This is a genomic window from Halomonas sp. TH-94, assembly GCF_057473365.1.
The window spans coordinates 1-11,677 of sequence record NZ_JBYCKL010000036.1 but is presented as its reverse complement, the minus strand read 5'-3'; the positions used below and the strand labels follow the sequence as shown (position 1 = coordinate 11,677).

Here is an 11,677-nt window from a genome sequence, read left to right as displayed (position 1 = left end):
CTGCCCCGAGCCCGATCCAACACCCATCCCTTATGGCGACCCTATGAGGTGTCTTTAGTGAGCAAGTTCAGTGACCTGACCCGACTGCCGGACGCCCGCGGCCACTTCGGCCCCTACGGCGGCCGGTTCGTCTCGGAGACCCTGAGCTTCGCCCTGGACGATCTGGAGAAGACCTATATGCGTCTTCGCGACGATCCGGATTTCCAGGCCGAATTCGACTATGACCTGGCTCATTACGTGGGCCGTCCCTCTCCGCTCTACCTGGCGGAGCGATGGTCGGAAAAGCTTGGCGGGGCACGAATCTGGCTCAAGCGCGAGGACCTCAACCACACCGGCGCGCACAAGGTGAACAACACCATCGGCCAGGCGCTGCTGGCCAAGATGAGCGGCAAGCCGAGGGTGATCGCCGAAACCGGTGCCGGCCAGCATGGGGTGGCCACGGCCACCGTGGCGGCGCGCCTGGGGCTGAAGTGCGAGGTCTACATGGGCGCTGAGGACGTGCAGCGCCAGAAGCTCAACGTTTATCGCATGCGCCTGCTGGGGGCTACCGTGATCCCGGTGGAGTCAGGCACGCGTACCCTCAAGGACGCCATGAACGAGGCGCTGCGCGACTGGGTGACCAACGTCGACGACACCTTCTACATCATCGGCACCGTGGCCGGGCCGCATCCGTATCCGATGCTGGTGCGCGACTTCAATGCCGTGGTCGGCCGCGAGGCACGCCGCCAATCCCTCGAGGAGTTCGGCAGGCTGCCCGACGCGCTCATCGCCTGCGTTGGCGGTGGTTCCAACGCCATGGGGCTGTTCTACCCCTTCGTCGAGGATGACGAGGTCGCCATGTACGGTGTCGAAGCCGGCGGCGACGGCGTCGACACCGGACGCCACGCCGCACCGCTGGCATCCAATGCACCGCGCGGCGTGCTGCATGGCAATCGCACCTACCTGATGTCCGACGAGGGCGGTCAGGTCTCCGATACGCATTCGATCTCCGCCGGCCTGGATTATCCGGGCGTGGGTCCCGAGCATGCCCTGTGGAAGGACGTGGGCAGGGTGAAGTACGTGGTTGCCAACGATCATGAAGTGCTCGAGGCATTCCGCGAGCTGACCCGTGTCGAGGGCATCATGCCGGCACTGGAATCGGCCCATGCCCTGGCCTACGCCAAGGTGCTGGCGCCGACCATGCGCCCCGACCAGAACATCGTGGTCAACCTTTCCGGCCGCGGCGACAAGGACATCATGACGGTCGCCAAGATCGACGGCCTGGAGTTCTGACGATGAACCGAATCGACCAACGCTTTGCCGACCTCAAGGCTCAAGGGCGCCGGGCGCTGATCCCCTTCATTACCGCCGGCGATCCTGACCCGCGCTATACGGTCGGGTTCATGCACGCCCTGGTGGAGGCGGGTGCCGACGTCATCGAGCTGGGGGTGCCGTTCTCGGACCCCATGGCCGACGGCCCGGTGATCCAGAAGGCCTGCGAGCGGGCGCTCAAGCACAACGTGCGCCTGACCCACCTCTTCGAGATGGTGCGCGAGTTTCGCCAGACAGACGGCGCCACGCCGGTGGTGCTGATGGGCTACCTCAATCCGGTCGAGCGTATCGGCCTCGAAGCCTTCGCCGATCAGGCCGCAGCGGCCGGGATCGACGGCGTGTTGACCGTGGACATGCCACCGGAAGAGGCGGATGAGCTAGGCCCCATTCTCAAGCAGCGCGGCCTGGCGTCGATCTTTCTCGTCGCCCCTACCACTTCGACCGAGCGGGCCGCTACAATATGCGCCCACGGTGAGGGCTATCTCTACTATGTTGCGCTCAAGGGCGTGACCGGCGCGGCCACGCTCAACGCCGCCGATGTGGCCGAGCATCTGGCACCGCTGCGCGGACTGACCGAGCTGCCACTGTGTGTCGGCTTCGGTATCCGGGATGGCGCTTCTGCTGCCGAGGTTGGCAAGGTGGCCGATGGGGTCATCGTCGGCAGCGCGCTGGTCAGCCGCATCGCCGAGAATGCCGAGCGACCGGAAGCGATCGCCGATGAGCTCAAGGCGGTGCTGGGTGAGATGCGCCAGGCTCTGGATGCGTTGCCCGCCCGCTGAGGTAGCCCTGACCTGTACAAGTTTTGACTCATGACGCCCTGTACGACCGGGCGCAACAGCATACGGAAGCCTTTCTGACATGAGCTGGCTCGACAAGATTGTTCCCTCCATGGGGCGGATTCAGCGCAAGGACCGGCGGGCCAGCGTGCCCGACGGCCTGTGGCGCAAGTGCCCGAAGTGCGAGGCGGTGCTCTACCTGCCCGAGCTCGAGAAGCATCACAACGTCTGCCCGAAATGCGATCACCACTTGCGACTGACCGCACGCAAGCGGCTCGACTGGTTCCTCGACAAGGAAGGACGTGAGGAGATCTCGGCCGAGCTGGAGCCGGTGGATCGTCTCAAGTTCCGCGACTCCAAGAAGTACAAGGACCGTCTCAACGCGGCCCAGAAGGAGACCGGCGAGAAGGATGCGCTAGTGGCGATGCGCGGCAGCCTCGATGGGTTGCCGGTGGTCGTGGTGGCCTTCGAGTTCACCTTCATGGGCGGCTCGATGGGAGCCGTAGTGGGTGAGAAATTCGTGCGCGCTGCCACTCTGGCCCGCGAAGAACGCATTCCCTTCATCTGTTTCTCCGCTTCCGGCGGGGCGCGTATGCAGGAGGCGCTGTTCTCGCTGATGCAGATGGCCAAGACCTCGGCAGCGCTCGAGCGCTTGCGTGAGGCTGGGGTTCCCTACATCTCGGTGCTTACGGACCCCGTATTCGGGGGTGTGTCGGCTTCACTGGCCATGCTCGGCGATCTCAACGTAGCCGAGCCCAACGCTCTGATCGGTTTCGCCGGCCCGCGGGTCATCGAGCAGACGGTGCGCGAGAAGCTGCCGGATGGCTTTCAGCGCAGCGAGTTCCTGCTCGAACATGGCACGGTGGACATGATCGTGCCGCGCAGTGAGATACGCGCTCGCCTGGGTGGGGTATTGCGCAAGCTGACGCATCAGCCGGCCAGCGGTCTCGAGGAGAGCATGCTTCACGAACCGGACCTGGTCGATGAGGCCGAGCGTGCCGTGCTGGAAGAAGGCGAGTTCATCGAAGCGGCCGACCTGGAGGCGCCGGAGGATGCCCCTTCTCAGACGCCATCCGACGATGACGACCGCATCGACTCGGCACGCTGACGGCGCGTGGTTTCCGTGACCTCGCCCCGCACGCTGGACGCCTGGCTTGACTATCTGGAGCAGGTACATCCGGTAGGGATCGACCTCGGCCTCGACAGGGTGGCCGAGGTGGCTCGCCGCATGGGACTGCTGGAGAATCGTCTGGCGTCCTGCGTCATCACCGTGGCCGGGACCAATGGAAAGGGTTCTACCGTGGCCATGATCGAAGCCGTTGCCAGCGCTCACGGCCTTTCCGTTGCCACCTACACCTCACCACACCTGCTGCGCTACAACGAGCGAGTGCGGCTCGACGGCGCCGAGGCTGAAGATGCCGCTTTGATTGCCGGCTTCGAGGCGGTGGAAGCGGCGCGCCTTGCCCACGAACCCGTCAGCCTGACCTATTTCGAAGCCGGCACCCTGGCTGCACTGTGGATCATTTCTCGTAAGCGTCCGGATCTTGCCGTGCTCGAGGTTGGCCTGGGCGGACGTCTCGATGCAGTCAACGTCATCGATGCCGATGTGGCGGTCATCACCACCATCGCGCTTGACCATGCGGCTTATCTAGGCAGTGAACTTGAAGGCATCGGGCGCGAGAAGGCCGGCATCATGCGACCCGGACGCCCCGTCGTGCTGGGCAGCACGGAGTTGCCCGCCAGCGTGCATCAGAGCGCCGAGGAACGGGGCGCCCCGACCATGGCGCTGGGCCAGGACTTTTGCTGGCTGCCGGGCCGTACCGGTGTCTTCGATTGGCAGGGAACCGCTACCGATGCGGCTTCTCTAAGCCTCGTGGACTTGCCCGACCCGGGGCTGCCGCTGGACAATGCCGCATCGGCCTTGCAGGCTCTGGCTTCGGCCGGCATCGCGCTCGACGAACGATGCTGTCGTCTGGCGCTGAGTCAGGTGGAGGTGCCCGGGCGAATGCAATGGCTGGGGCAGTGGTGCCTGGACGTGGGCCACAACCCGCATGCCGCCGCATACCTGGCGGGCCGGCTTGCCTTGCAGCCGTGTGCTGGGCGTACCTGGGTGCTGCTGGGCATGCTGGCGGACAAGGACGCCGATGGCGTCATCGACGCGCTGAACGGTGTGGCAGATGGCTGGGTGGCGGTGACACTGATGGGTGAGCGAGCGCGTGACGCCGCCGAACTGGCGGCCAGAATCGACGCTCGGGGCGGTGAGGTCGCCTTTCAGGCAACGACGCCGGAGAAGGGGGCCGAATGGCTCTGTGCACACTTGGCGCCCGACGACAGGGTGCTGGTTTGCGGCTCTTTCTTCACGGTGGCGGCCATACTGGCATGGAAGCAGGCGCAAGCGGCGTAGCTGGGGCAGGAGAGCGGATAATGAAATACGGAATGCGCGAACGAATCAGTGGGGCGGTCATTCTGATCGCCCTGGCGGTGATCTTTGTGCCCATGCTGTTCGAAGAACCGGCGCCTCGCGATGAGCGCCCCCAGCCAATGTTGACGATCGAGCAGCCGGTGCCAGTGGAGCGGCGCAATGTGCCCGACCCGCAGCCTCCGGAAAGCCTGGGCCAGATTCGCTCTCCGGGGACCAGCCCTGAGTCGGTGGAGCCGCAGCTGCCGCTGGAAGGCGTCGAGCCCGGCGACGTGGCTCGGGTCGACCCGCAGCCTGCCGTGGCGGTTCAGCAGGGCGAAGCGGGCAATGCCAGCGGTGAACCTGCCCCCTCAGCCGAGGCACCCAGGCAGGATCCAATTGCCGATCTTGCGCAGGCGGCATCCGAGCGGGTCGAGAGCAATCAACCGCCGGCCGCGAGTTCCGAGCCGCAGCCTTCGGGTGTGTCCGCATCCCCCGGCGGCGAGTGGGCGGTGCAGGTGGGCAGCTTTGGCGAGCCGGGCAATGCCGAGCGACTGCAGGCGCGGCTGCGGGATGAGGGTTTCCCCGTCTATACCCGACGCCGTGACAACAACATGACGACGGTTTATGTAGGCCCCTTCGATACCTCGGAGTCGGGCGAGCGTGCAATGACGACCGTCAAGGAACGGGCCAACCTTCAGGGTCTGCTGGTCAGGGTAAGAGATTGAAACCATGACGCTGACTTGGCTCGATTGGGGTTTCCTGGCTGTGCTGGCCATATCGACTCTGGCCGGCTTCATGCGCGGGCTGGTGCGCGAGGGGCTGGGTCTGGCGGCCTGGATCATTGCGCTGCTGGCGGCGCGGCTGCTTGCCGAGCCGGTCGCCGATCTGCTCTCCGGGCTGATCGACAACCCCGACGGCCGGCTGGTGCTGGCCTTCGTGCTGGTGATCCTGGGGGTCGTGCTGCTGTGCGGTATCGTCATTCGGATGGTGCATGCCGCAGTGGAGTGGGTCGGCATGGGTTTCTTCAACCGCGTGGCTGGGGCCTGCTTCGGCGTTACCCGCGGTGCCGCCGTGCTGGTAGTGGCGACCATTTTGATCAGCCTGACCCCGCTTGCACAGCTGCAGGCGTGGCAGGAGGCGGAGCTGCGACCTTCCTTCGAGCAGCTGCGTGACTGGGCTATCAGCCAACTCGAGGCCTGGGAGGGTCGGGTGCCAGAAGCGCCCGAGGCATGGCGTAACATGCCGTTGCCCGAGCGTCGTGATGGGGGCGAACCCGAACCCGGTGCTCTGTGAACGAATAGCGTTTTTATCTAGCCGACTGCGGTCGGCGCCCCTGCAAGCGAGGTAAGGTGGAATGTGCGGTATCGTCGGCCTTGTGGCCAAGCAGACCGTGAACCAGGCGATCTACGACGCCCTGACTGTCCTTCAGCATCGCGGCCAGGACGCAGCCGGCATGATGACCTGGAACGAAGGTCGTTTTCTGCTGCGCAAGAGTAACGGCCTGGTTCGCGATGTGTTCCACACTCGTCATATGGCGCGTCTGCAAGGCAACATGGGTATCGGGCACGTGCGATACCCGACCGCCGGCTCGGCAAGCGAAGCGGAGTCCCAGCCGTTCTACGTCAATTCCCCCTACGGCATTGCGTTGGCCCACAACGGCAACCTGACCAATTCCGAACAGCTCAAGCAGGAGCTGTTCTCGTCCGACCTGCGCCACATCAATACCAGCTCCGACTCAGAGGTGTTGCTCAACGTGTTCGCCCATGAGCTGGGCAAGCAGGGGCTGCACCTGGCGCCCGGCGACATCTTCGACGCCGTACGCCGCGTGCATCGTCGCTGTCGCGGCGGTTATGCCGCAGTGGCGGTCATCAACGGCGTCGGCCTGGTAGCCTTCCGCGACCCCAATGGCATCCGCCCTGTGGTGTTCGGTACCCGCGACGAGGGCAATGGGCAGGAGGTGATGATTGCCTCCGAGTCCGTCGCGTTGGACGTTGGCGGCTTCGAGCTGCATCGGGACCTGGCGCCGGGCGAAGCGATCTTCGTCGACATGCAGGGTGAGTTCCATACCCAGCTGTGTGCCGATGCGCCGACGCTGACGCCCTGTATCTTCGAACACGTCTATCTGGCGCGCCCGGATTCGATTCTCGACGGAGCCTATGTCTACGGCACGCGTATGCATATGGGGCGAAAGCTCGGCGATCGCATTCGCAGCGAATGGCCGCAACACGATATCGATGTGGTGATCCCGATTCCCGACACCTCGCGCACCTCGGCGCTGGAGCTCGCTCAGCACCTGGGCGTGACCTACCGTGAAGGATTCATGAAGAATCGTTACATCGGGCGAACCTTCATCATGCCGGGACAGACACAGCGGAAGAAGTCGGTTCGTCAGAAGCTCAATGCCATCGGCGTCGAGTTCAAGGGCAAGAACGTTCTGCTGGTGGACGACTCCATCGTGCGCGGCACTACCTGCCGGCAGATTATTCAGATGGCTCGTGAGGCCGGCGCCAACAAGGTCTACTTTGCCTCGGCCGCGCCACCGGTGCGCTACCCTAATGTCTACGGCATCGACATGCCGGCGGCAACCGAGCTGATCGCACATGGCCGCAGCGAAGCCGAGGTGGGCGAGCTGATAGGCGCCGACCGCATTTTCTATCAAGACCTGGAAGACCTGAAAACCGCCTGCCGCGAGGTCAACCCCGGGCTCGAGCAGTTCGACTGCTCGGTTTTCGACGGTCGCTACGTGACAGGCGATATCGATGCCGGCTACCTGTCGGCGCTGGAGGCATCGCGTAACGATGCCGCCAAGCAGCAGCTGAGTGCCGGCGCCCATGCACTGGTGGGCATGCACAATCAGGACGACATCGACGATTGAGGTCTGCCATGCACGACGATACGACGCAGGATGCCGAGTGGGCACTGGAGACGCTGGCGATTCGTGCCGGCCACCAGCGCACCCACGAACAGGAGCATGGCGAGCCGATCTTTCCCACTTCCAGCTTCGTCTATGCTAACGCCGCCGAGGCGGCACGCAAGTTCGGCGGCGAAGAGCGAGGCAACGTCTACTCGCGATTCACCAACCCAACGGTTCATACCTTCGAGCGCCGCCTCGCTGCCCTCGAAGGGGGCGAGCGCTGCGTGGCGACAAGCTCCGGCATGTCGGCGATACTCTCTACGGTGCTGGCTTTGCTTCAGGCCGGCGACGAGATCGTCGCTTCGCGCTCGTTGTTCGGGTCCACCGTTAGTCTGTTCGACAAGTATTTCGGCAAGCTCGGCATTACCACGCGTTATGTCGAACTCTCCGACCTGGCAGCCTGGGAGGCGGCGATCACGCCCGCTACCCGCCTGCTGTTCGCCGAGACGCCCTCCAATCCGCTTTCCGAGGTGGTCGATATCACCGCGCTGGCGGAGATCGCCCATCGCCATGGCGCGCTGCTCGCCATCGACAACTGCTTCTTGACCCCTGCGCTGCAGAAACCGCTGGCGTTGGGGGCCGATCTGGTCATTCACTCGGCGACGAAATATCTGGACGGCCAGGGGCGGGCGATAGGCGGCGCCGTGGTAGGTCGCGACAAGGAGCTGGAAGAGGTGTTCGGCGTGGTTCGGACCTGCGGTCCCTGCATGAGCCCGTTCAATGCCTGGATCTTCACCAAGGGCCTGGAAACGCTCAGCCTGCGTATGCGGGCCCACTGTGAAAATGCCTTGGCGCTGGCCGAATGGCTGCAGGAGCATCCAGCCGTGACTCGCGTGTTCTACAGCGGCCTGAGCGATCATCCGCAGCACGCGCTGGCCAGCCGCCAGCAGGGCGGTTATGGCGCGGTGCTGGGCTTCGAGGTCAAGGGGGCGCGTGAGGGGGCCTGGTCGGTCATCGACGCCACGCGCATGCTTTCGATCACGGGTAACCTGGGCGACGTCAAGACCACCATCACCCATCCTGCCACGACGACTCACGGGCGTCTTTCCGCTGCGCAAAAGGAAGCGGCAGGTATCAGCGAGGGGTTGATTCGTGTGGCGGTAGGGCTCGAGTGCCTCGAGGATATACGCGGCGATCTGGCTCGCGGGCTCGATGCACTGATCTGAAACGTAACGTGCCGCACGGGGTTGCGGCACGTCACGACGTTGTACAGGGAATTTTTGCGAACGAAGCGTTCGGCTTTTTTCAGCGCAGCCGGTTCATGCGCTGCGGTATGCTGCCCTCCATCAAAGACGAAGCTCAACGGGAGCGGACGAGATGTGGCGCAACACCCGCCAAGGCTGGGGCCTGGTCAGTATCACCTTTCATTGGGTCAGTGCCGTGACCATCATCGGTCTGTTCATCCTCGGCTGGTGGATGACCGGATTGGGCTACTTCGACCCTTGGTACAATCGCGCTCCCTGGTGGCATCGTTCCTTCGGCATGTTGCTGCTCTTTGCCACTCTGCTGCGCGTTCTCTGGCGACTCTTTCAGCCGACTCCCGTCGCGCAGGGGAGTCGTATCGAGCGCCTGGCCGCGCACATGGGCCACATTGCGCTGTATGTCCTGCTGCTGACGGTCATGATCAGCGGCTATCTAATCTCCACGGCTCGTGGGCGTGGAATCAGCGTATTCAATTGGTTCGAGGTGCCTGCATTGGTCAGCCATCTCCCCAATCAGGCGAGCATCGCCGGTGAAGTTCACTGGTACAGCGCCCTGGCGCTCATGCTTCTCGCGGCAGGCCATGCGCTGGCCGCCCTCAAACATCACTTTTTAGATCGTCACGATACCTTCGTTCGTATGTTGAACCCGGCACGTACGCGTCGCCATTGAACGTCAGCGCCTGTAGGCGCATCAATCAAGGAGAGAAGTTCATGTTCAAGAAAGCCGCACTCGCTACCGCCATCGGTGCCGTCTCCCTGGCCGCAGCCAGTCAGGCCCTCGCGGCAGACTATATCGTCGACACAGAAGGCCAGCACGCCTTCATTCAATTCAAGATCAACCACCTTGGCTACTCCTACATCCTGGGCAACTTCGAGGAGTTCGAGGGCCGCTTCCACTACGATGCGGACGATCTCGAAGCGTCCAGCGTCGAGATGGAAGTTCAGGTCAACAGCCTCAATAGCAACCACGCCGAGCGTGACCGTCACTTCCTGAGCGACGATTTCCTCAGCGCCGACGAGTATCCGACGGCTACCTTCGTCTCCACAGGCTTCGAGCCGACTGGCGATGACGAAGGCGTTCTCACCGGTGACTTCACCCTCAAGGGAGAAACTCGTGAAATCGAGATGCCGGTCACGCTGATGGGCGAAGGCGAAGACCCCTGGGGTAACTATCGCGCCGGCTTCGAAGGTTCGACCACGCTGACGCTGGCCGATTTCGGCATCGACATGAGCGATTTCCCTGAAGTGATGCATGAGCTCGAGCTGTACGTGACGTTCGAAGGCGTACGCCAGTAAGTTTCGCAGCACGGTCGCTGTGCTGTAGTTGAGTAATACCCAGGCCACATGCATTGGCACCTAGAAATGGGGTGCCAAACCCTGCAAAGGAATGTGGCCTGGACCAGTAATCCCCACCGCATTTCGCTATCATGCAGGCCGATGTCGATTCCCTCATTGTTGTGGAGGCTGCCATGACGGCATGCATCACCTCGTTTCGTCGACTTTGGCAGGCTGCTGCGCATTGGCTGGGCCTTGCAGGCAAAGCTCGTCCGGGAGACGACCGGTTCCGTGCGCTTCTGCAAGGCCTGCCTAATATCGCCGTTCAGGGCTACGACCGTGACCGGCGGGTCATCTATTGGAACGAGGAGAGTGCTCGGCTATACGGTTACCGTACCGAAGAGGCCGTAGGTCGGCGTCTCGAGGAACTCATCATTCCCGAAGGAATGCGCCCGCAAGTCGTCCGCCTTCATACCGCTTGGGTACATGGTGGCAAGCCGATACCATCGGGACGCCTGGAATTGAAAGACAAGCAGGGCCGCCTGGTCCCGGTTTACTCCTATCACGTCATGTTCGATGAATTTACTGACGATCCCGTCATGTTCTGTGTCGATGTTGGGCTTGAATCGCGCGTTCGTGATAGCCAAATGGAGCTGCAGTGACACCGTCCTCTTCGCGCGACGTATCCACGTTGGGCGGTAAGCTTTGGCGCCAGACCTGGCCGATGACCATCGGAGTACTGGCGCTGTTGAGCTTTCAGCTTGTCGACAGTGCCTTCGTGGCTCGGCTGGGCACGGCGCCATTGGCGGCCCAATCCTTCACGTTTCCCCTTAACTTTCTCATCATCGGCGTGCAGGTAGGTCTTGGTATCGCCATTGCCGCTCTGGTTTCACGTGCGCTTGGCGCCGGCGAGACGGCCCGAGCGCGCCGCCTGGGTTCGTTGGTGCTGATCGTCGGTGGGATGTGTATAGGCCTGCTGGCCTTGTTACTGTGGTGGGCCCAGGCGGCTATCTTCTCGCGCCTGGGCGCCGACGGGCTGACGTTGACACTGATTCGCTCCTATTGGGCGCCGCAGCTGTTCGCCGCCTGGCTAGGGGCCTTGCTTTACTTCGTTTACAGCTTGTTCCGTGCGCATGGCGACATGCGTCTTCCCGGGAAGATGATGGTCCTTACCAGCCTGTTCAATCTGCTGCTCGATCCGCTGCTGATTTTCGGCGTCGGGCCCTGGGAGGGGCTTGGCTTGCCCGGGGCGGCATGGGCTACGGCCATCGCTTTCGGTGGCGGTCTGCTGATTATCGTCAAGCGGCTGCGCAAACGGAAATGGCTGGCAGCGCAGGGGCTTGGACAGGAGCTGACCGATTCCGCACGGCCCTTCGCCGGCATTGCCGGGCCGGCCATGGTCAGCCAGCTGATGCCCCCGTTGGCGGCGATGCTCGCCATTGCGGTGGTGGCAAAGATGGGGGAGTCGTCCGTTGCCGCCTGGGGGCTGGCTAGCCGGCTGGAGACCTTGGCGCTGGTGGTGGTTCTGGCCATGACCATGTCGCTCCCGCCCTGGCTGGGGCGATGCTACGGTGCTGGCGATTGGGCTCAGGTTCGCAGCCTTGTCAGTCTGGCGCTGCGGGTCGTCGTGGTTTGGCAGTTAGGGCTTGGTCTGTTGTTGGCACTATTGGCGCCTTGGGTCGCTCAGCTGCTGGCCGGCAGCCCCGAGGTGCGCGACGATCTGACCTTGTTGATTCGATTCCTGTTGCCCAGTTATGCCGCCCTGGGGGTGTGCATGTTGGTGGTTTCGGCAGGCAAT

At 63.4% G+C, this 11,677-nt stretch carries 12 protein-coding genes; all 12 read left to right on the top strand.

The window, feature by feature from the left end; translation table 11 throughout:
* Positions 1-57 precede the first annotated feature (57 nt).
* A complete protein-coding gene (gene trpB / locus AC2VNO_RS07295) occupies positions 58-1,272 on the top strand; it encodes a tryptophan synthase subunit beta (RefSeq protein ID WP_486933517.1) in 1,215 nt (404 codons plus the stop codon).
* 2 nt (positions 1,273-1,274) lie between these two features.
* Positions 1,275-2,090 (top strand): tryptophan synthase subunit alpha, encoded by an 816-nt coding sequence (gene trpA, locus AC2VNO_RS07290; RefSeq protein ID WP_486933516.1) that lies wholly within the window; start codon positions 1,275-1,277, stop codon positions 2,088-2,090.
* Positions 2,091-2,169: 79 nt separating this feature from the next.
* On the top strand, positions 2,170-3,195 hold the full coding sequence (gene accD / locus AC2VNO_RS07285; RefSeq protein ID WP_486933515.1) for an acetyl-CoA carboxylase, carboxyltransferase subunit beta: 1,026 nt from the start codon (positions 2,170-2,172) through the stop codon (positions 3,193-3,195).
* Positions 3,196-3,210: 15 nt separating this feature from the next.
* Positions 3,211-4,491: a bifunctional tetrahydrofolate synthase/dihydrofolate synthase gene (gene folC, locus AC2VNO_RS07280; RefSeq protein WP_486933514.1), complete on the top strand. Its 1,281-nt coding sequence runs from the start codon at positions 3,211-3,213 to the stop codon at positions 4,489-4,491.
* Between the two features lie 20 nt (positions 4,492-4,511).
* Complete coding sequence (locus AC2VNO_RS07275) at positions 4,512-5,213, top strand: SPOR domain-containing protein (RefSeq protein ID WP_486933513.1); 702 nt, start codon at positions 4,512-4,514, stop codon at positions 5,211-5,213.
* Positions 5,214-5,217: 4 nt separating this feature from the next.
* Positions 5,218-5,781, top strand: coding sequence for a CvpA family protein (locus AC2VNO_RS07270; RefSeq protein WP_486933512.1), 564 nt, complete (start codon positions 5,218-5,220; stop codon positions 5,779-5,781).
* Positions 5,782-5,842: 61 nt separating this feature from the next.
* Complete coding sequence (gene purF / locus AC2VNO_RS07265; protein ID WP_228574341.1) at positions 5,843-7,363, top strand: amidophosphoribosyltransferase; 1,521 nt, start codon at positions 5,843-5,845, stop codon at positions 7,361-7,363.
* Between the two features lie 8 nt (positions 7,364-7,371).
* Complete coding sequence (locus tag AC2VNO_RS07260) at positions 7,372-8,568, top strand: O-succinylhomoserine sulfhydrylase (RefSeq protein WP_486933511.1); 1,197 nt, start codon at positions 7,372-7,374, stop codon at positions 8,566-8,568.
* A gap of 151 nt (positions 8,569-8,719) precedes the next feature.
* On the top strand, positions 8,720-9,274 hold the full coding sequence (locus AC2VNO_RS07255) for a cytochrome b (protein WP_486933510.1): 555 nt from the start codon (positions 8,720-8,722) through the stop codon (positions 9,272-9,274).
* Positions 9,275-9,315: 41 nt separating this feature from the next.
* Positions 9,316-9,900, top strand: coding sequence for a YceI family protein (locus tag AC2VNO_RS07250; protein WP_486933509.1), 585 nt, complete (start codon positions 9,316-9,318; stop codon positions 9,898-9,900).
* Positions 9,901-10,031: 131 nt separating this feature from the next.
* Positions 10,032-10,541, top strand: a complete 510-nt coding sequence (locus tag AC2VNO_RS07245) for a PAS domain S-box protein (protein WP_486933508.1) — start codon at positions 10,032-10,034, stop codon at positions 10,539-10,541.
* Between the two features lie 62 nt (positions 10,542-10,603).
* A partial coding sequence (locus tag AC2VNO_RS07240) for an MATE family efflux transporter (RefSeq protein ID WP_486933518.1) occupies positions 10,604-11,677 on the top strand: 1,074 nt, incomplete at its 3' end.

What these genes read in the sequence shown, in the direction of transcription:
- trpA (WP_486933516.1), top strand. Translation starts at nt 1,275, where the DNA reads ATGAACCGAATCGACCAACGCTTTGCCGACCTCAAGGCTCAAGGGCGC.
- accD (WP_486933515.1), top strand. Translation starts at nt 2,170, where the DNA reads ATGAGCTGGCTCGACAAGATTGTTCCCTCCATGGGGCGGATTCAGCGC.
- AC2VNO_RS07275 (WP_486933513.1), top strand. Translation starts at nt 4,512, where the DNA reads ATGAAATACGGAATGCGCGAACGAATCAGTGGGGCGGTCATTCTGATC.
- AC2VNO_RS07270 (WP_486933512.1), top strand. Translation starts at nt 5,218, where the DNA reads ATGACGCTGACTTGGCTCGATTGGGGTTTCCTGGCTGTGCTGGCCATA.
- purF (WP_228574341.1), top strand. Translation starts at nt 5,843, where the DNA reads ATGTGCGGTATCGTCGGCCTTGTGGCCAAGCAGACCGTGAACCAGGCG.
- AC2VNO_RS07260 (WP_486933511.1), top strand. Translation starts at nt 7,372, where the DNA reads ATGCACGACGATACGACGCAGGATGCCGAGTGGGCACTGGAGACGCTG.
- AC2VNO_RS07255 (WP_486933510.1), top strand. Translation starts at nt 8,720, where the DNA reads ATGTGGCGCAACACCCGCCAAGGCTGGGGCCTGGTCAGTATCACCTTT.
- AC2VNO_RS07250 (WP_486933509.1), top strand. Translation starts at nt 9,316, where the DNA reads ATGTTCAAGAAAGCCGCACTCGCTACCGCCATCGGTGCCGTCTCCCTG.
- AC2VNO_RS07245 (WP_486933508.1), top strand. Translation starts at nt 10,032, where the DNA reads ATGCAGGCCGATGTCGATTCCCTCATTGTTGTGGAGGCTGCCATGACG.